Genomic DNA, 18,984 nt, shown 5'->3' with positions numbered 1-18,984 from the left:
GTGCATACTGATCAGTTCTCATCATCGTCCTCCTTTATATTATTCAGATACTCCCTCAGATCCAGGGAATAGAAATAATCATCTGCCACCTGCTGCAGTTTCTCTATTGTGGATGACAGTAAGAGGATCATCTCTTCATCAGAGACATCTTCCTTCGTATCTTCTAAGACATCCAGCGTACCCTTTAGGATATCTATGGTTTCCTCCCTGGTTCTGGCAGCATAAGCGGCCACCAGCGTTAATTCATCTTCATCAAATCGTGTCTGGCTCATAAACATTCCTCCCTTCTCTTGAGCGTGGTTTTTACTTCTTTATTTTCATTCTTAGGGACGGTTCTTGCCGATTCACGGGCTTTCAGTTCCTTTTCAGCCTCCGCTATTGCTTTCTGCACATGAACATTTTCCCGGAAATAAGGAATTGAATTAATTGTTTCCTTCTGGACACGGTTTCCACTGACCAGCTCAAATTCACCTTCATAATCACTTCCATCCTTCAGATCGAATCCAATACACTTTATTCCATGCATCCGCTCCGGCGGAATGCTGTCATAAATCCGAAAAGCTTCCTGCAGTGACAGATCCTGATGGTACTCTCCCAGAACGGGAAATTCTGAACACTCAGCCACATAAAACCGGATATTGGGGTCTTCATCCAAGTGACTGACCCTCTCTGTCAGCTGACCTATTCCCAGCTCTGCCTTCCTTTCCAGTGCAAAAGCCGGAAGTTCTGTAAATCCAAATTGATCCACATAATAAGCCCGCAGTTCATGATTCCGGTTCATGACCACCACATCACTGACCGACATAGAATGGGCTTTGAAGTCAGCGGGCGGCAGATCATTGAACATGCTGTAAAGTGTTTCCAGATCATCCGATTTCAATAGAATTCCGGAATAAACACATTCATAATCCGCAGCGACCACTTCCAGTCCTTCTTTATTGATATAATCCATGCCAAGGAATCTATACTGCTCTGCTTTTGATCCTTCTTTGATCTGATAGATGGAAAATCGCTCCCCGTTGTCTTCATACATCATCTCTTCTGAGCTTTTTTCAAACCGTTCCGGATAAAGAACTCTCTGGATCCGTTCTGCCGTAAACTGATCATCGATACCGCCCTGTCCAAACCAGGTCTCTACATCATCCCAGGAGTCTGCATACAGAACCCCTGATAACTGATGTACGCCGTCCGGCACGAACCGGAGATGGTCATCTGTACTGCCCTTTTCATCAAAGTAATACCCGGCAGCTTCCATCGCAGGAAGGAATTTCTCTTTCTTTTCCTCCTGTCTCTGCACATTTCTCTCTGCCAACAGTTCCCTCATCTTTATGCTCAGCTCATCAATCATTTTCCCAGCCGTGTGCCGGATCGTATCCATTGATGTTTTCAGTTCTTTCATATCCCTTCCGGAACTCCAGTTTGCAATGTATGGGAAACTATACTCCGAGGTATCTATTCCGAATGCACTGCACACACAGTAAGCAACAGACTCTGCCTCTACTTCTGCTGTCAGCCGGTCTTTCTTTTCTCCTTTTGCCTTCATTTCATCACGGTCATGGAGTCTGGCGTGCCCGGACTCATGGATTGCGGTCTTGATTGTCTGGCTTTCGCTCATCCCTTTCCGGATCACGATTTCTTTATCCTCATTGTGATAGTACCCTTTCGCATTTCCTGAAATCTCATCAAATCGGATCGGTACTGGAGATACTGCGGTAATTGCTTCCATGAACAGATCGAAATCATTAACTGCCTCTTTCAGTTCTTCCGGCACCATCAGGTCGATGGGATCTCCAACTGTCTGAGCAATATCAAAGACGGTAATCGCCTTAAACCGGGGGATCTTCACTTCCACCTCTTTCATGATCGAGTCTCCATTTTCATTCAGAACCGGACGCCCTTCCTTGTCCAAGACTTCCTGCATCTGCTTTTTCTTGATCGGCGTCGAGGCAATAATCGTAATCCCTTTCTCTCCCTTCATGACCTGACGTCCCATAGACTGCCAGTTCCGGTATCCTGTCACAAGCGTTGCATCCGGCCGCTGAAGTGCGATCAACATCGTGTTATTGAAAGAATAATTATGGAACTTCGCCATTGTCTGCAGGTATTCCGTGTATCTTTCACTGGTAAATATTTCAGAAACGCCTTCTTCCAGAGACTGCAGAATACTGTCCATATCTCTTCCTTTCAGCTGAAAAGATGTATTTCTATTTTCTTCCATCTCATGTCCTCCTTATAAAAAGTCCCCGCCGCTGTCTTAGGACAGCAGGCAGGGAAAATCTAAAATCGTTCCTACAGTTCCATATCCGTAGATTTATGTTTGATCCGCTTCGGATGGACAGCTTTTTCTGCCGCTGTCTCCTTAACAGGTTCCTGTTTTCCAATATCCTGTTCCTTCGCCCTTTTTCTCTCTGTAAAAGCCTCAGCTTTTTCAAATACATGGTCTCTGGTATCGTAATGATACACTTCATCTGTCAGGCGGTCTTCCGGGGCAACCTGCGTTTCATTAATTTCTGTCACCATCTCTTTTAATTCCGAGTAGGAAAGTCTTCCATCATCAGGAGCAACAATAATTTCATGCACAGATGAAGGGAGAATAAAGAAATCTCCTTTTATTTCTTCACCAAGCTGATCCATAACGCCCGGATAGAACACAGCAACAGCCCCGTCTATACCAGTTTCATTTGTTACTACAATCAAAGGATTATCCTGATTTGCTTCGTCCATCCTTTCTTTTGCATCCCGGATTTCTTCTTCGGATGCTCCCATCTCCTTCATCCCATCCAAAGTCATTCTGCCAAGCAACTCTCCCAGATTATTAATTTTTACAGGCGCAATAACCGGACTGTTTGCCAGAGCATCCTTATAAAGCTGATTTCTGGTCACTCCATAGGTCTCCATCATCCGGTTGGTTACAATGGCAGAAGCTCTTCCCATTTCCGTTTCCTCAACAGCAATGTGAAACGTAATGGCCAGATCTTCCCGCTCAACAAAAGGTACGCCTCCCAGCACCTGTGCATTTTTATCCGCATTAGATACTCTCATGAAAAGGTGTTTTTTCGCTTCTTCATACTGAGTAAGGCGGCTCACATCAAAGCGCTCCGGTTCTCTCTGGATGATCTGCGATATCTGCTCAAGTACATCCGTGATACGGAACCGTGGATTTTCATAAGACTGCCTGTACAAGTCAGTCAGATTAATCGTGGGAATCCGATCATCTCCCGGCCTGATCACAGTAAGCCCCATATACCGGTTATTCAGTTTCTGCTGTTCCCGGATTGTGACCTGGGCATCCTGATATGACTCAGGAAGATATTCTTTGATATGTTTCTTTATCGATTCCATAAATGCTTCAAAATTCATATGCACTTCCTCCTATGCTCTTTTTTTGGTTTTTTTGTTGTAATTATTCTTCGGAAAGGACAGGGAAAATTCTACCTTCCCATCATCCTGCGTTTTCATCAGAAGATCCGCCTCAAAATAACGATCCTTCTTTGCGGAATACAAATCTTTCACATGGGTGCTGCCGTTCTTCAAAAGTTCTGCCGCCATCCGCTTATCAATGGTTTTTCTCATACTCTGCAGATATCTGGTTTCTTTCCAGAGTGCAAAGTTACACTCTCTGCTGCTGCAGTAGTAATTCTTCTTCCCTTCATAAACCAGGCTTCCACATACAGGACAGGTTCCGATGCTTTCCCGACTCTGAAATCTGCCGGACTCTTCTTCACTGATCTGATCGCATCCGTTCAGCATCATCGTGATCAGATTCCGGATCCCGGTCAGGAACTGTTCCGGCTGGATCTTTCCGTGCTCCATTTCCAGCAGCTGGTTCTCCCATTCAGCCGTCATAGATGCCGATTTCAGATAATCCGGAAGGATCTCGATCAGGGACTGCCCGTCATCTGTAGCCACGATCTGTTTCCCTTTCCTGCAGGCGTACTGGGAATGGACCAGTTTTTCAATGATCGATGCCCTGGTAGCCGGAGTCCCGAGTCCTTTCTTCTCTGTCTCTGCGTCAAATTCTTTATTTCCTGCCGTCTCCATTGCTGCAAGCAGCGTATCCTCCGTATAAGGTTTCGGCGGAGAAGTGAAATGTTCCGTCACCTTCGCTTCCACATGATAGAAGGTCTTCCCTTTTTTCACCTTTGGAATCGTCTCCTTTGCAGCCTCTTTCGGATCCTCTATAGCAATGCCGTCAGGATTTCGGAAACAAGCTTCGTAAATCTTCCAGCCCTGTTCCATAATCTCTTTCCCTTTCGCATGGAAATGCTCACCCTCGCATTCAACTTCCACAGAAATCTCACGGAAAACGTGATCCCTGCTGACAGCTTCCACCGTGTGTGCGGCAATCAGAAACAGGATCTTCTGCTCCGTTTCCTTCAGGTCGTTCAGATCAGCATCCGCAATCTCTATAGTGGGGATGATTGCATGGTGATCGGACACTTTTTTATTGTTCATGACCCGGCCAAGATCCGGTTTTTCCGGTTTATCAAAAGGCCCCATCAGCTGATATTTCTCATGGATCACACGGATCACCTGTCTGGCAGTTGACTCCATATCTTCAGTCAGGAAATTACTGTCTGTCCTTGGATAGGTGATCAGTTTTTCTTCATAAAGGCTCTGGGCAGCTGTAAGAGTCTGCTGCGCCGTAAAACCATAAATGCGGTTTGCCTCTCTTTGCAGGGTAGTTAAGTCGTAGAGTCTGGGCGGTTTCATCTTCTTCTCTACACTCTCACAGGACATCACATGAGCATCTTTCCCGTCGCACAGGTTCCGGAGTTTTTCAGCTTCCTCCGGGTCAAAGATCTTCTGCCGTTCCGCTTTCATGCCGTCACAATCCAGTTCCACGTTGAAGTACTTCTCCTTCCGGAACTTTTTGATCTGTTCCATCCGGTCTACCAGCATGGCAAGCGTCGGGGTCTGAACCCTTCCTACTGTAAGTTTTTTATAATACTTGGTTGTAAAAGCCCTGGTTGCGTTCATTCCTACCAGCCAGTCCGCTTTTGCACGGCAGACAGCCGCCTCCGCCAGATTCCGGTATTCTTCTGCGTCTTTCAACTGTTCCATGCCCGCCCGGATTGCACTGTCTTCCATGGAACTGACCCAGAGACGTTTCACCGTCTTTCTGCTTCCGGAAAGCTGGTACACCCGCCGGAAGATCAGTTCCCCTTCTCTTCCTGCATCACAGGCATTTACCACATACTCTACATCCGGACTGTTCAGCAGCCGTTTCAGTGTATAAAACTGTTCTTTTTTCTCCCGGGAAACTGCCAGTTTCCACTCATCCGGGATGATAGGAAGATCTTCATACTTCCAGCTTTCATATCTTTTATCATAGCCATCCGGCGGCAGATATTCCGCCAGATGCCCCAGGCACCAGCTCACGATACAGTCCTTTCCGGAAAGAAATCCTTCCTCCCTGTTCTCCGCCCCGATCACACGGGCGATCGCTCTTGATACGCTTGGTTTTTCTGCAATCACAAGATACATACTTCTATTCCTCCTTCAATGAAAAAAGAGAGAGATCTTTGTGCAATCCCTCTCCATAAAATCTTTTATCTGGTTTCTTCCCGTTCATCCACAGTTTCCAGGCCATCGTCCAGCTCAAGCCCTTCCTCATCCTCTTCTTCCTCTATCGCTTTCTTTTTCCGGATCTTAAGGAAGTAATAAGCCGCGATACCGGCTCCCGCCGCAAGGAAAATCACGATCAATACTGCAGCATTGCCGGAGACTTCCTCTTCTGGCTCCTCCTCAACGGCCGTCTCTTTTTCCTGACCGGTTTCCGCAGACGCTCCTGTCTGGGATTCTTCTTCCAGCACAACAGCCGGTTCCTGTTTTTCTGATACAGATACAGCACCGTCTTTCAGAAATTCCTGCAGATCGTTTTCATCGATCTGAGAAAGCAGATAGACATTTTCAGTCGATGCGCTCCTGTCGATCACAAGATAAAATGTATTATTATTTTTGGTCGTGATTGTCAGGAACTCCTTACTTCCATCTTCTGTAATATCATCCTGCACCTGTGCGTTCCCGGGAGTGGTAAATGCCGTGCCTCCGGTCCCGTCTTCTTCCAGCACCGGTTCTGTCTGAGGTGTCTCAGTTGCTGCATCTGCCGGGACATTTTCCGTCTGACCGTTTTCCCCGGCCGAAGCAGACTGTTCCTGTGCTGCCTCCTGCCCTTCCGGAGGAGAAGCATTGGCAAATGCTGTTGTTGACGTTCCCAGGATCATGGCCGCAGCCATGACTGCAGCCAGTACCCGCTTATTCCATTTCTTTCTCATCATTCTCATCCTCTCTTTCTGTATTTGAATCCTGCCGGATGAAAGAGCCTTTTCCGCTCCCATCCGTCTTCTTTCCGACTTCAAAGCGAACATTTCCGCCTTTCAGCCTGTCCAGGAACTGGAGGAGTTCTTCCCCCTCCAGCTTCATGCCCCGGATCGCCCGGATCATTTCATTATTTTCTTCCTCTTTCAAGGCGCTTTTGATCCCTTTCAGATACTGTTGGAGATCTGCGATCTTTTTCTCCGTCTTCTCAATCTCTTCCAGATACCGTCTGATCTTTTTATTCAAATCCTCACCTCCATTCTATGGCAGCCTGCCGTAACACATAAAATGCTGCTGCCAGTAACTGCTGTTGATATTTGCATACTGGACCGGATCCCCGCAGTGGATCATCATTCCATTACCTACATAGATACCGATGTGAGATGCTCCGGACGTATTGTACGTTCCCTGGAAGAAAATCAGATCTCCAGGTTTTGCTTCTCCCGGTGCCACGTAAGTACACTGTCCCCGCAGCCCTTCTGCTGTCAGTCGTCCGTAATTCCAGCCGTTTCCGCAGTTGTTTACTACATAGGAAACAAATCCGGAACAGTCAAATCCTGACGGGGAATATCCGCCCCATACGTAAGGAACGCCGAGATACTTTTCCGCTTCCCGAATCATCCGGGCGAACTCTTCATCTTCCAGTGCTTCCGGCGGGATATCGTAGTCCATGCCCCCGGATCCTCCGGAAATTGCTCCGCTGTCCCAGAGATAATCCCGGTTTCCAAGCGTTGTATTCAGCGCATTGTAAAGAATCATCTGTTCCTCATCCAGGTTTTCCCGCACTATAGCGTCAAGCCCCTGGTTTGTGAGCGTCACATACAGGATTTTGACTGTCCTGGTATCTGTCACAGTTACCTCATTGGTCCCGTTATCATCAGCCAGATAACATTCCCAGGTCTTGTGTCCATGAGCGGAAGCGGATGCATGATCGTCATAATAAACATCAAAATCTACACCGTACCGGTCAAAAGCCCCGGTATCTTCTACGGTGTATTCCACACCATTCATCACAACTTTTGTTCCCATCGGAACGATTGGGTTAGAGGCATCCACCGCCAGGGTATGATTATCTGTGGGATAAACTCCGCTGGCGGTCGGTCCGCCGGACCATTGACCGCAGCAGATGGAACAGCTGCAGTAGCCGCTCGTGACTACCTGTCCTAATGACTCTCCTACACGCACCGTCCGGGTCTCCGTCACAGTCTCTGTCCGTCCTTCTGTATGAAGGGAATACTGCTCCGAAAACAAAGCTTCTATCTCCGCCTCTACATCGGCATAGGTCCAGTCTCCGTATTTCGCAGTCAGGTATGAGATCAGATGATAAGGATTATGAGAAATCTCACTCACGTTATAGTTGTATTCGTCATAATCGGGATGCGTGGACTCCATCTGGTTAATCTGTTCATTCAGTGCCGCTTCCAACGCAGCATAGGCGTTCTCTGCCGCATAAATATCTTCGTCTGAGGTTGGATATGTAGTAATCCCGATGACAGATCCGCTCCCCTGTACCGAAGCGCTGCAGCTGGAAAAGGCCACGGCGATCAAAAGGAAGAGAAGTCCAAAGATTCCCAGGACGGCAAATACTGCATGGTTCCTTCTTGCCACTTCTTTTAAGGCGTTCTTTGCCTTAGTGGTCATAGTCTCGGCCGCGGCAGCCGCTTTTGAGGCTCCTGCTTTTCCTGAGGTCGCCCCGCTTCTCGCAGACTGATAAGCCTCTTTATAGCGTTTCCGCTGAAAAAAACGGTTCATAACCGTCTGGCGGTCTTCCTGCTTCTTCTTATTAAAATAGGTACTTCCTGTCCCTTCCTGCCCTCCCTGCGTGAATTTCAATCTGCTTTCCGAAGCACTCTCCATATGGATCCCCCACCGGCTGGCGCGGACGTCCGCTCTTTTACTCCGGTCCTGGGTATGTTTCAGGCTGACCGCAGCCCGTTCTGTCATCAACTCTCCGGCCGAAACAGCATTTACAGCAGCGTTATCATCCGCTTCCTCTGATGCTTTCTCATGAACATATACCGAAGCGGCAGATGCCGCTGCTCCTGCGGCCTTGCGTCCTACTCCCATTCCGGCTCCCCGGACCATCTGGCTTCCTTCATCATCAAAAGCCAGACGCCCGGATTTTGCCTGTTCTTCTTTCAGACGGGCCTTTTTCTGTCTGGTTTTGATCTGGGATTTCTGACCATCCAGTCCGTCTGTGTCCGGAACCGTCTCATGATCCCGGATTTTTTCTGACCGGTTCCTTACCTTTTCACTGTCTGCAGTTGTCTGCTGTCTGCTTTGCGGATCTCCATCCGCTGATATGCGCCGCTCTAATCTGGAGCCATCAACGCTTTCTTCTTCAGACACCTCCTGTCGAAGAGACGCCTCCCGGATCTGTTTTTCAAATCTGGCAGCCGGGCGTCCCCTGCTTTTATCCGGCACATCTTTTTTCTGACCATCTCCGATATGTTCTTCCGTCAGGCCATCCCTGGTCATCTTCTGTACCGTTTTTTCTTTGGCGGTATATTTCACTCCTGCCAGGCTTTCCACCTCCTTTGCAAAAAGAAAGACCATTTACTGGAAACGGTAAATGGTCGGTTAATCTTTCACTTCTTCTGGTTTTGTCGTCATCAGGGAATACAGTTTCAGGCTCTTATCAAACTTATCCTTAAACGGGATGATCGTACTGCCATAAAACAAAAGCCCTTCGCCTTCTCCTGAATTAGTCACATAGGACAGCTGATACGGGGAAATATTCAGCTGTTTCGCCAGGATCTGCCGGTCGCCGGCGGCCTGATTGAGCATCAGAATGAAATCACTGTTCTCAAAAATATTCTCAATCTCACGGCTTGCCAGCAGGTCTTTAATATTCTGGGTGATTCCGGTCGGGATACCTCCCCATTTCCTGAACCTTTTCCAGATTTCCACACTATAGGCGGCCGTCTGCTCCTCTTTTAAGAGAAGATGGAACTCATCGATGTAATACCGTGTCGCTTTATGGGTGGCCCGGTTGACTGTCACCCGGTTCCAAACCTGATCCTGGACGATCAGCATCCCCAGCTTCTTCAGCTGTTTTCCCAGATCTTTCACGTCATAGCATACGATCCGGTTATTAAGTTCCACATTGGTCCTGTGATTAAAGACATTCAATGATCCATTCACATAGATCTCAAGCGCTGTGGCGATTCTCTGCGCCTGGGGTTCTTTCTGCTTCCGGAGACAATCGTAAAGGTCTCCCAGCACAGGCATATTCTCCGGCCTTGGATCAGAAAAATACTTCTGATATACAAGCGGGAGACAACGGTCGATTACCGATTTTTCCTCTGCCTCGATGCCATTTCTGCTTCCCATGATCAATTCACACAGTGACAGGACAAAATCTGATTTTACCCCCAGCGGGTTATCGTCATCAGAATAATCCATGTTGATATCCATAGGATTAATGTAGTCTTTACTGGTAGGTGAAATATGGATTACCTGCCCTCCTAAGGCATGAACAAGAGGATAATACTCCCCCTCCGGATCTCCGATTATGATATCGTCCTGGGTAATGCAGAATGCATTAGTGATCTCACGCTTCGCAGCAAATGATTTTCCGGATCCGGGCGTGCCAAGGATCAGCCCGTTAGGATTCTTTAATTTTTTCCTGTCCACCATGATCATGTTGTTGGACAAGGCATTTAAACCGTAGTATAACGACTCCCCTTCCATAAAAAGCTCCTGACTTGTAAAAGGAACGAAAATTGCTGTACTCGTAGTTGTCAGAGCCCTCTTGATCGGCACATGGCCCACTCCCAGAGGAAGGCTGCTCATCAGCCCTTCTTCCTGCTGATAATCCAGCCGTCTTAAGATACAGTTATATTTTTGTGCGATTCCTGCCGTCTGCAGGACGGCATTATCCAGTGCCTGCTTTGTCTTCGCAGTGTTCAGGAACAGTACCGTTACAAGAAACATCCTTTCGTTTCTGCTCTGCAGATCTTCCAGCAGTCGTTTTGCCTCACCGCCATAAGTGTTCAGATCCGACGGGATGATATCCATATCGTAGCCGGAACGGACCGCCTTTTTCTGCTCTTCAATCTTCATCCGGTTGATATCCGTCATTTTTCCTTTCACCAGCTTAATTGCCTTTACCTGATCCACAGACTGCACATGCAGATTGACGATCAGATTTTTATCCATATCCAAAAACTCCGCCAACATCTTATCGGTAAGTTCCGGCGCCAGGATCTGCAGGTACGAAACTGCGCCGATGTTATTTCCCATCTGGAACGTCTTTCCGTCCTTGAACACAAAACTGGTAGGCGCCACATAATCTTTTGTAGAGAGCCCGCTATGGACCATAGCCCCATAATCGAACGGGATATCTCCCAGCTCGTCCGGATTCAGTATCTGGCGCAGGATCTTCAATCGTTCCGCTCCATTTAACGGTTCTGCGGGAACACCCAGGATTTTAAAATTATTCAGGATATCAGTCTCTATACGCTCCAGTTTTGGCTTTGCCTCCCGGATATTATCCGCCTCTATGGAAAAAGTGATATACTTGGATTTCACTAGGCCGTTATTCCCTTTTGCAAGCTGCCGATGCAGCATCCGGGCGTATTCTCTCCGGATCTCATCAAATTCATCATGCCTCCGGCGGATCCGGATCACCTTTTCAAATTCCTTCATACTGCTCTTCTGATTGATAAAGCTAAGCTGAAAATGGATACTGCTGTCAAAATAGTTCAGAAAATCGCACCAGTTTTCAAAGATCGCATTTTTGTCATCGTTCTGAGCCAGCTGATAATTGATATCCGAAAACCGGATTGTTTTGGAATAACATTTATCATGCACCCTGCAGATCCCGTCCTTTGCCATTTCCTTATAGGCAATCGTCCTCTGTGCAGATATCCTTTTCTCTTCTTTCTGCTTCTCCTTCTGATCTGCCTTGCCGCATGAAGCTTTACGGCTGCCTTTTTTCGCGGCTTTCAAAGCCGCCTGCTGTTTCGCAGCTTTCTTCTCTTCTTTAGCCCGGCGCTTTTCCAGACGCCGTTTCTTACCGCTTCTTTCTGCCAAGGTTCTTTCCTCCCTTCTCCGATTTTTTTACTGTCACAGACACGGACTTTCCCGGATCTGTCTCAAAATAATTTTCCGTTTCATATTTCCTGACTGCCGGACGCAGCCATTTGACACGGATCATATGGATCAGCACCTCTTCCAGATGCATGCCGTCCTTTTCGTACATAGCGAAAAGAAAGGCCGGCAGCATCAGCAGGACCATAATTGTGGCAGCATTGCTGTTTCCCAGAACTCCTCTTGTAAGGAAATAAAAGGGAATTCCCGCCGCAGCTCCCGCCGCGATACAGATCAGCTGCCGCTTAGTCAGGTTAAACGCCACCTTATTCTTTACTTTTGTTAAATCTTTTGGAACACTGACATAAGCCATCGTCCAAATCCTCCTTCCTGAAATTTAATGGGCATTAAAGATCGATTTGCTGAGTGCCCCCGTCTTGAACAGGCTGAAACACAGCACAACCGTGTAAGCCATCACTCCGAAGAGAGAGGAACTTAAGTTATCCGAATACTGGATGCCCGCCACCAGTATGGAATAGATTGCCACGCATACCATCATCAGGAATGCCTGGAACGCCAGGGCAAAAAGCCCCCGGAAATAATTGGTCCCGATCTGTCCCCATTCGCGGTTGGTCATAGTAGCAAATGGAATCGGGGCGATTGAAGTATACAGATAAATCTCGATCATTCGACCATACAGGATCACTGTGATCAGAACACTCATGATCTTCATGCCAAAGCTGACGATCAGCGTTTCCAGCACCAGAACGACCAGTTCCCCGATCTCCATAGCTTCCAGTGTTGTGTCCAGGTCTGTCAGCACAGAACTGATATCAATCTCTGTACTTCCGGTGATCACACCTGCCGCAGAATTGACCACACTTTGCCCTACATCAAATACGGCCATCGTAATGGTAAATGTATTGCTGACCAGATAGACCGCGATCCACATCTTTACAAAGTACTTGAAAAACATCCATGTATCGATATCATGCATGTTGTTTTTCTCTGTGATCATACTGATCAGCTCATAGCAGAGCACAAATGTGATGATGATCCCTGCAATCGGCAGGATCACCGTTTCCGATAAGTTTTCGATCATATTGAATATGCTGCTGTTCCAGCCCTGCGGGGTCTGTCCAACCTGAACGGCGATCTCACTGGTCTTTTCATTGACATCGGTAAACATCCGGTCCAGGTTGGAATGAATGATCCCTGTGAGGAGTCCCCTCATCCACTCTTCAATCGCATCAAAGATCTGATCGAACATGGATAATTACTCCTTCCTCTAAAATAAGCTGCTGAGAAGCGGGATCAGCTGGGTTCCGATCAGGATTACCCCGCCGCCGCTCATCAGCTGTTTGATTCCCTGGCTTTTTGCTTATGTGCGATAAAGAAGTAATAGAAGTGTAAAAAATTTTGCCGTTCCTATCCGGCACTTGGCCATTGTGTCGGATAGGTCGGGCGTTAGGCTTCGGGCAAGTCAATCTTGCCGACAAAGCTGTAATAAATCTCAATGTCCTGCCTGCGGGTGCCGTTCTCGTCATAGCTGCACTCATGCACGACGATTTTTTCAATCATTTCCCGCAAGAGGGTGGGGGTCAATTCCTCAAAGGCAAGGTGCTTTCGGACGATACCCATAAACTTTTCCGCGTTGACGGTGGCGGCCTGCGACTTGTCCAGTTCGGCCTGCAAAGCGGCGGCGCGGTCTTTCAGTTCCCGCTGCTCCTGCTCATAGTCTGCCGACAGTTCCATGAAACGCTCGTCGCTGATTTTGCCGTTTACATTGTCCTCATACAGCCGCTTGATAATGCGGCTCACTTCGGCAATGCGCTCCTGCGCCTGTTCAAGCTGCTTGGTGGCTGCGGCGGTCTTTCTCTTGCCGCCGATCTCGTTCTGCTGGATAAGCAGCTTCACAAAGCGGCTCTCATGCTTGGCGGCATATTCCGTTACTTGCCGGAGATTGGAGAGGACACCGGCGGTCAACAGGTCGGTGCGGATAAAGTGCGCCGTACAGTCGCGGGTGCGCTTCTTGTAGCTGCCGCAGATGTAACAGTCCTGCTTGCGGGTTTTGTTCTGATACCGCTGCTGGTACATCACATGGCCGCAGTCGGCGCAGAACAGCATACCGGAGAACAGCCCCACTTCATCATAGCGGTTCGGGCGTTTGCGTTGCTTGCGTAACTCCTGCACGCGCTCCCATGTTTCCCGGTCTATGATAGGCTCATGGTGGTTCTCAAAAATGGCCTGCTTCTCCACGGGGTTCTCTACACTGTGCTTGACCTTGTAAGAGGGCTTCTCCGTCTTGAAGTTCACCAGACAGCCGGTGTACTCCCGGTTTTCGAGGATATGCACGACGGTGTTCGTCGCCCACTTGCACTCATAGCCGGGGTGGTAGCGGCGGGTGCTGCCCGTCCTGCGGTATTCCAGCGTCCCCGGCGTGGGGATTTGCTGCTCCGTAAGCATACGGGCAATCTTGGTCGGTCCGTTCCCGGCAAGGCAAAGCTGGTATATCTGCTGGACAACCGGCGCGGTTTCCTCGTCAACGATATAGTTCTCGTCCTCGTCCATGAGGTAGCCATAGACCGGCTTGCTGGTAACAGGCTTGCCGCTCATGCCTTTTGCTCGTTTTACTGCCTTGATTTTCTTGCTCGTATCTCTCACCAGCCATTCATTGAACAGATTTCGCAGAGGGGTAAAATCGTTGTCCATGCCGCCGTTTGCGCTGTCCACATTGTCGTTGACAGCGATAAAACGCACGCCCTTTTGAGGGAACAGCATTTCCGTGTAAAACCCTACCTGCAAGTAGTTTCGCCCTAACCGGCTCATGTCCTTGACGATAACTGTACCCACTTTCCCAGCTTCAATGTCTGCAAGCATGGCTTGAAAACCGGGCCTTTGAAAGTTCGCGCCGGAATAGCCGTCGTCGGTGTACCAGCGCAGGTTGGTAAAGCCATTCTGTTTTGCAAAGGCTTCGAGTATCCTTTTTTGATTCGATATGGAATTACTCTCACCTTGCAATTCGTCCTCATGGGACAATCTCGGATAAAGGGCGGTAATGAGGTTTTGGGTGGCTTGTCTTAACATAAAATCCTCCGTTTCCGACAGCCAGCCCCACTATTCCGTGGTTTCATTGTACCACGGAATAGGGCTGGTTGTATAGCGGCAAAAGTGTCAAATCTGCTTCTTTACAGCTTGTCAAATCGCCGGTTTTTGTGTAGCAGCGGCTTCCGCTTCCAGTACCCGCGCCATTTTGTCGGCGGCGGTGGTGGTCGTGTCTTTCTTGAAATAGCCGGACACGACAAGGACGGAATTGCCCATGCGGATTTCCGTCACGCAGTCGGGGCGGCGGGCGGTGCGGGTGTCGGGCTGCTTGTTATCTGCCATAGGCAATACTCCTTTCAGTCGGTAATCAGTTTCTTCATGCTCTCCATTTTCCGCTGCGCGGTTTCCTGCCGGAAATTCTCGCCGGTAAAACGTACCGGGACGCACATGGAAAGCAGCCGGTCATAAATCCGGGAATGGGCGGTGTCCTCCGGGTTGTGCAGGCCGTCCAGCGTGAGGTTGGTCGTGACGATCAGCGGCTTGCCGCTGCGGTAACGGCTGTCAATCACATGGAAAACCTGCTCCAGCCCGTATTCCGTTCCGCGCTCCATGCCGAAATCGTCAAGGATAAGCAGCGGATAGCGGCAAAGGCGGGAAATGTACTCGTTGCGCCCCTCAAAGCTGGCGGCAAGGTCATTGAGGATAAGGGCAAAGTTCGTCATGTGGACGGGGATTTCTTTCTCCATGAGGGCGTTTGCGATACAGCCCGCAAGGTAGCTTTTCCCGGTTCCCACGCCGCCCCAGAACAGGCAGCCGATATTGTCGGTTCGCATATCCTCCCAATGCTCCACATACCGGCGGGCAATCCCGGTCTGCGGGTTCCTGCCGTTGTCGTTCTCAAAAGTCCAGTCCCGCATGGTGGGGTCGGTAAAGCCCCGGCGTTTCAGTTCCTCCACGGTGTCAAGGTGCCTGCGCCGCTTCTCGGCGGCCTCCCGTTCCTCGCGGGCGGCTCTCTGGCAGTCGCACTCTGCCGGGTGGCGGTCACGGCCAAAGACAGCGGCCTTATCCGGCGCAAAATAGGCTTCTTTCGGCTTGCGGCACTTGCCGCAGTACAGTAAACCGTCCTCGCCGGTGTAGTCCTCCGGCTCCGGGGTGGTGGTCGTCATATTCTCCAAAACAGCGTTGATTTCGTTCTTCATAAACTCTCGCCCTCCTTGCATGAGTAGTCTGGTATGCCCTTTTTCGGGGCTTTCCTGGCTGCGTCCTCCTGCGCCCATTTGTAGATTGTGGCGGCATGGCTGCGGTATCGCTTGCCGCTGGACGCGATATGGCAGGATAGCCGGTCAATGTAGTAGTTCCACTTGTCGGGCAGGTCTGCTTTCAGCCCGTCCAGTTCTGATTGCGAAAGAAAGACATTTTCATACCGGCCATAGGCGGCGCGGGCGGGTTGTCCCGTATCTAACTCTCGCTCTCTCTCTTTTTCTATCTCTATCTCTTTCTCTATCTCTATCTCTGGTGGACAAATGTCCGCTTGATATGGTGGACATTTGTCCGCCCCGGCCTTTGGCAAGGCTTTCTGCTCCTGCAAAGCCAGCCTTGCCCGCCGTTTCCGCTCCCCCTCGGTAGAGGATTGGCCGATAAGCAGTTCAATGTTGCTCATATACAGCGCGCCGTTCTGTAACGGCTCCACAAGCCCCAGCTTCATAAAAATCTGCAAGGCTCGCTCTACGGTGCCGACCTGCTGACGGGTAATGGTGGCAATCATCTGTGCGGTGTAGGGGATATTTTCATCAAGCTGCAACTTCCCGCCGTTTTTCAGCGATTTCAGGTACAGTTTCAAGAGAATGTTGGAATAGAGGATACCGTCCTGCATACTTTCCAGCAGCACGATAGCGTCCTCGTCAAAGTAATTCTCTTTCAGCTTGAGGTAGTAGTATTTTCGGTTGTCTGACATGGTTCCTCCTTTGGGTGGATTTGGGGCGTTTGTACGCATTTAGAACGCTGTTTCCGGGGGAAAAGGATAAATGTATCGCACACCCTTTGACACCCACGAAAAAAGCCTTGATTTATGCGGGTTTGAAAGGCTCTAAAGCGTGACATTTATGCCTTTGTTTCCGCTTTCGTTCGGCGGCCTTGAGTTTCTTCATGCGCCCGGCGCAGTCGGGGCAGTATTTCCCCCGGTTGGATTTGGGGACAAAGGCCGCGCCGCAGACGGCGCACCGTTTCCGGCTCCCCCGGTACAAGAGGGCTGCGGCCAGTTCCTCGTCAAGGGGCAGAACAGCCACACGGAACCAGCGGCACATGAGGGAAAAGGAAATGCTCTGGACGCACACGCAAGGCTCCCCGTCGTCTAACAGCAGGCAGTTCCCCTCGTCGTAGTTACAGCACTCATGCACCAGCCGCCGCGCCCGCCGGTGCTGGCGGTAGTCCATGCGGGGCAGCTTATCGCTCATGGCTCTGCTCCTTTCTGCGGCGGGGTTCCTCCCGGCGCAAAATCTGGTCGATGTTCCGCTTGACGGTCTGCAACTCCCTGAACCGCTGCTTCTGTTCGTGATAGGTGTTGTACAGGCCGTCTTTCTCGGAGATAAGCTGCTCGATCTCGGCCTGCAACGCTTTTCGGCCGGGCAGCTTGGTAAGCCCCTGTGCCTTGAAATACCGGGCGGCGGCTTCGGCTATGATAAAATCGCTCTCGTTTGCCTGGCGGTATGCGGCGCGGGCTTTCTCGGATTTCTGCGCTTTCAGCCCCTCGCGGATGGGCTTGGTCTTGGCATAGGCAAGTACCTGTTGCCGCAACTCCCTTTTCCCTTGCAGCTTCGTTTCCAGTGCTTTCAGTTCGCCGCTGGTCTGGCGCATTTCCTGATAGGCGGTAGCAACGGCGGCTTCAAGCTGTTCCGGGGAAGAAAAGCCGTACTGTTGGTAGATGGTCAGGGTCTTGGCGGCCTGTTTCAGATTGTGTATCTTCGCCCATCGTTCATAGCCTTTGCCCTTGCCCTCGGCCATCTTCTGCTCAATGTCCACAAGCCGCTGCACACTGTCCTGTCTGGGGTCGATTTTCCCTGTCTTTTCGCCCTGTAAGCGGCCTTTCCCGGCGTGTAGGTATTCGGGTATGGCTGCGGTCTGTTCGGCGGCTCTGGCGGCTTGGTGCTGCGGGGTGTAGCGAACCGTTACGCCCCTCTGGGCGTTCCGCTCCAAAACGGCAAGGACAGCGGCGCGGTCAAAATCGTCGCCCAGCTTGCGGGCGGTAATGGGCTTTGTCCTGTCCGGCGTGAGATAGGATAGCCGCCCCCGGCTCTCCTTAACGGTCACACCCTCCCGCAGCAGCAGAGAAGAAAACTCGTCAAAGCCGGTGGCGGTGGCAAGGGCTTCCCGTATGGTCTGCCGCAGCTTCTCCTTGTTCGTTTCAAACTTGGTCTGCCGGGGCGTGATACCGCCTGCAATCATGGGGGCGTTCTGCTTGTCCAGCGCGGCCTGTCCCTTTTTCTGCGCCCAATACTCCCGGTCTGTGACGCGGTTCTTGCTGCCGTTCAAGAGGTCGATTTGGTAAAGCCCCTCCCGGTGGCACATTTCCATGACTTCGGACTTGAAGTAGCGCAAGGCAGCGTCGGTACAGCGGTGCTTGCAACCGGCTTTCGTGTCGGCTGGCCTGTCCATGTAGGGCAGGAACGGGACTTCCTCTATCCGCAGGCTGTTAATGACGATATGCACATGGATATTGCCGCTGTGGTTATGCCCGTCCGGGTGGGTACATACAAGGGCTTGGTGGCCGGGGAAATGCTCGGCGCAAAACTTCTCGCCCAATGCCTGCGCCCGGTCTACGGTCAAGCCGTTGTCCGGGCCGTCCCGTGGGTCAAAGCTGATGATATAGTGGTGGCTTTTCACATCTTCCCGCCGCTGGTTCTTCCCATAGCGGAGATTTGCCCGCATACAGGCAACGGCAAAATCCTCCCCGCCGCAGTTCAGCGTGGACAGCCGGTAGTCCTCGCGGGGGATAAGCCTGCCGGTTTCATCAAGGACGGGCTTCATGGTAAACTCGTCATGCTCGAAAAGCAGGTATTGTTCGGCGGCTCCGTAGTCGGCATTTTTAGAGTTGATATGCTTGAGTGTTGCCAACTGCGTCACCTACTTTCTGTAAGACTTCATACTTGAGGGCGGCAAGGTCGGCTATGGCGGCGCGTACCTCGCCGGAGAGGGCGTTATAGGGTGCGCCGTACTCATTCAGATACCGGGCAATCTGATTGAGGTTGCCGCCGATCCTGCCGTACTCGGCGGTCAGCTTCCCGACAGCGGAGAGCAGTTCGTCATTGACCGCTGACACATGGATAACGGGGCGTATGGTGGTGCGCCGTATCGCCTGCCGGAGAAATTCCGACTGGCTGATACCATAGGGCGCAAGCCGCGCTGTGAAGTCGGCGTATTCATCTTCGGACAGCCGGGTTTTCACAACGCGGCTGCGGTGGGGTGTGTTGTATCGCTTCGGCATAGGCTATAAACCTCCTTTCACTTATCACAAAAAATAGGCTGGTCTGTTAGGTATTTCCGGGACAGTTCCCGCAAAAAAACGGCCTGCCGGACGGAAATATTTTT

At 50.4% G+C, this 18,984-nt stretch carries 17 protein-coding genes and 1 pseudogene; all 18 read right to left on the bottom strand.

Annotated features, from left to right (window positions below; translation table 11 throughout):
• Positions 1-11 precede the first annotated feature (11 nt).
• The 18 genes and pseudogenes from H6A13_RS09095 to H6A13_RS09010 all read right to left on the bottom strand — a co-directional run bounded on the left by H6A13_RS09095 (position 12) and on the right by H6A13_RS09010 (position 18,880).
• A complete protein-coding gene (locus tag H6A13_RS09095) occupies positions 12-272 on the bottom strand; it encodes a transposon-transfer assisting family protein (RefSeq protein ID WP_204909278.1) in 261 nt (86 codons plus the stop codon).
• Positions 269-2,218, bottom strand: a complete 1,950-nt coding sequence (locus H6A13_RS09090) for a YodL domain-containing protein (protein ID WP_204909277.1) — start codon at positions 2,216-2,218, stop codon at positions 269-271. The genes H6A13_RS09095 and H6A13_RS09090 overlap by 4 nt, the downstream gene beginning before the upstream one ends.
• A gap of 71 nt (positions 2,219-2,289) precedes the next feature.
• Positions 2,290-3,360 carry a DUF5688 family protein gene (locus H6A13_RS09085; RefSeq protein WP_138304965.1) on the bottom strand — a complete coding sequence of 357 codons (1,071 nt, stop codon included), beginning with the start codon at positions 3,358-3,360 and terminating at the stop codon, positions 2,290-2,292.
• 12 nt (positions 3,361-3,372) lie between these two features.
• Entirely contained in the window at positions 3,373-5,487 is a 2,115-nt protein-coding gene (locus H6A13_RS09080) for a DNA topoisomerase 3 (protein ID WP_204909276.1), read from the bottom strand.
• Positions 5,488-5,552: 65 nt separating this feature from the next.
• Positions 5,553-6,281, bottom strand: a complete 729-nt coding sequence (locus H6A13_RS09075; RefSeq protein ID WP_204909275.1) for a CD1107 family mobile element protein — start codon at positions 6,279-6,281, stop codon at positions 5,553-5,555.
• Complete coding sequence (locus H6A13_RS09070) at positions 6,259-6,567, bottom strand: DUF4315 family protein (protein ID WP_204909274.1); 309 nt, start codon at positions 6,565-6,567, stop codon at positions 6,259-6,261. The genes H6A13_RS09075 and H6A13_RS09070 overlap by 23 nt, the downstream gene beginning before the upstream one ends.
• A 15-nt stretch (positions 6,568-6,582) precedes the next feature.
• Positions 6,583-8,835 (bottom strand): C40 family peptidase, encoded by a 2,253-nt coding sequence (locus tag H6A13_RS09065; protein ID WP_338043050.1) that lies wholly within the window; start codon positions 8,833-8,835, stop codon positions 6,583-6,585.
• A gap of 66 nt (positions 8,836-8,901) precedes the next feature.
• Positions 8,902-11,274, bottom strand: a complete 2,373-nt coding sequence (locus tag H6A13_RS09060; protein WP_243127301.1) for a VirB4-like conjugal transfer ATPase, CD1110 family — start codon at positions 11,272-11,274, stop codon at positions 8,902-8,904.
• A gap of 64 nt (positions 11,275-11,338) precedes the next feature.
• On the bottom strand, positions 11,339-11,728 hold the full coding sequence (locus H6A13_RS09055) for a PrgI family protein (RefSeq protein ID WP_087224437.1): 390 nt from the start codon (positions 11,726-11,728) through the stop codon (positions 11,339-11,341).
• 24 nt (positions 11,729-11,752) lie between these two features.
• The gene (locus tag H6A13_RS09050; RefSeq protein ID WP_204909273.1) at positions 11,753-12,625 is read right to left on the bottom strand and encodes a VirB6/TrbL-like conjugal transfer protein, CD1112 family; all 873 of its coding nucleotides are present in this window, start codon (positions 12,623-12,625) and stop codon (positions 11,753-11,755) included.
• An 18-nt stretch (positions 12,626-12,643) separates the two neighbouring features.
• Positions 12,644-12,736: pseudogene (locus H6A13_RS13325) on the bottom strand (Maff2 family mobile element protein); the annotation flags it as partial.
• 86 nt (positions 12,737-12,822) lie between these two features.
• Complete coding sequence (locus tag H6A13_RS09040) at positions 12,823-14,442, bottom strand: recombinase family protein (RefSeq protein WP_204909272.1); 1,620 nt, start codon at positions 14,440-14,442, stop codon at positions 12,823-12,825.
• Between the two features lie 111 nt (positions 14,443-14,553).
• Positions 14,554-14,742: a transposon-encoded TnpW family protein gene (locus H6A13_RS09035; RefSeq protein WP_066522963.1), complete on the bottom strand. Its 189-nt coding sequence runs from the start codon at positions 14,740-14,742 to the stop codon at positions 14,554-14,556.
• A 14-nt stretch (positions 14,743-14,756) separates the two neighbouring features.
• Complete coding sequence (locus H6A13_RS09030; RefSeq protein ID WP_087221213.1) at positions 14,757-15,599, bottom strand: ATP-binding protein; 843 nt, start codon at positions 15,597-15,599, stop codon at positions 14,757-14,759.
• Positions 15,596-16,354, bottom strand: coding sequence for a phage replisome organizer N-terminal domain-containing protein (locus tag H6A13_RS09025; protein WP_072854084.1), 759 nt, complete (start codon positions 16,352-16,354; stop codon positions 15,596-15,598). The genes H6A13_RS09030 and H6A13_RS09025 overlap by 4 nt, the downstream gene beginning before the upstream one ends.
• Before the next feature lie 112 nt (positions 16,355-16,466).
• The gene (locus tag H6A13_RS09020; RefSeq protein ID WP_087221211.1) at positions 16,467-16,853 is read right to left on the bottom strand and encodes a cysteine-rich VLP domain-containing protein; all 387 of its coding nucleotides are present in this window, start codon (positions 16,851-16,853) and stop codon (positions 16,467-16,469) included.
• Positions 16,843-18,510 carry a relaxase/mobilization nuclease domain-containing protein gene (locus H6A13_RS09015; protein ID WP_204909271.1) on the bottom strand — a complete coding sequence of 556 codons (1,668 nt, stop codon included), beginning with the start codon at positions 18,508-18,510 and terminating at the stop codon, positions 16,843-16,845. Before H6A13_RS09015 ends, H6A13_RS09020 begins: the two co-directional genes overlap by 11 nt.
• The gene (locus H6A13_RS09010) at positions 18,482-18,880 is read right to left on the bottom strand and encodes a plasmid mobilization protein (RefSeq protein WP_204909270.1); all 399 of its coding nucleotides are present in this window, start codon (positions 18,878-18,880) and stop codon (positions 18,482-18,484) included. The genes H6A13_RS09015 and H6A13_RS09010 overlap by 29 nt, the downstream gene beginning before the upstream one ends.
• Positions 18,881-18,984: the final 104 nt, after the last annotated feature.

The sequence above is a fragment of the Mordavella massiliensis genome (assembly GCF_016902415.1).
GTDB classification, from domain to species: domain Bacteria; phylum Bacillota; class Clostridia; order Lachnospirales; family Lachnospiraceae; genus Merdimonas; species Merdimonas faecigallinarum.
Note: the sequence above shows the minus strand (reverse complement) of the source record. Positions and strands in the feature narration are given on the sequence as shown.

Bases quoted from the DNA above. Each gene is read 5' to 3' on its own strand.
- H6A13_RS09095 (WP_204909278.1), bottom strand. From the start codon at position 272: ATGAGCCAGACACGATTTGATGAAGATGAATTAACGCTGGTGGCCGCT.
- H6A13_RS09090 (WP_204909277.1), bottom strand. From the start codon at position 2,218: ATGGAAGAAAATAGAAATACATCTTTTCAGCTGAAAGGAAGAGATATG.
- H6A13_RS09085 (WP_138304965.1), bottom strand. From the start codon at position 3,360: ATGAATTTTGAAGCATTTATGGAATCGATAAAGAAACATATCAAAGAA.
- H6A13_RS09080 (WP_204909276.1), bottom strand. From the start codon at position 5,487: ATGTATCTTGTGATTGCAGAAAAACCAAGCGTATCAAGAGCGATCGCC.
- H6A13_RS09075 (WP_204909275.1), bottom strand. From the start codon at position 6,281: ATGATGAGAAAGAAATGGAATAAGCGGGTACTGGCTGCAGTCATGGCT.
- H6A13_RS09055 (WP_087224437.1), bottom strand. From the start codon at position 11,728: ATGGCTTATGTCAGTGTTCCAAAAGATTTAACAAAAGTAAAGAATAAG.
- H6A13_RS09050 (WP_204909273.1), bottom strand. From the start codon at position 12,625: ATGTTCGATCAGATCTTTGATGCGATTGAAGAGTGGATGAGGGGACTC.
- H6A13_RS09040 (WP_204909272.1), bottom strand. From the start codon at position 14,442: ATGTTAAGACAAGCCACCCAAAACCTCATTACCGCCCTTTATCCGAGA.
- H6A13_RS09035 (WP_066522963.1), bottom strand. From the start codon at position 14,742: ATGGCAGATAACAAGCAGCCCGACACCCGCACCGCCCGCCGCCCCGAC.
- H6A13_RS09030 (WP_087221213.1), bottom strand. From the start codon at position 15,599: ATGAAGAACGAAATCAACGCTGTTTTGGAGAATATGACGACCACCACC.
- H6A13_RS09025 (WP_072854084.1), bottom strand. From the start codon at position 16,354: ATGTCAGACAACCGAAAATACTACTACCTCAAGCTGAAAGAGAATTAC.
- H6A13_RS09020 (WP_087221211.1), bottom strand. From the start codon at position 16,853: ATGAGCGATAAGCTGCCCCGCATGGACTACCGCCAGCACCGGCGGGCG.
- H6A13_RS09010 (WP_204909270.1), bottom strand. From the start codon at position 18,880: ATGCCGAAGCGATACAACACACCCCACCGCAGCCGCGTTGTGAAAACC.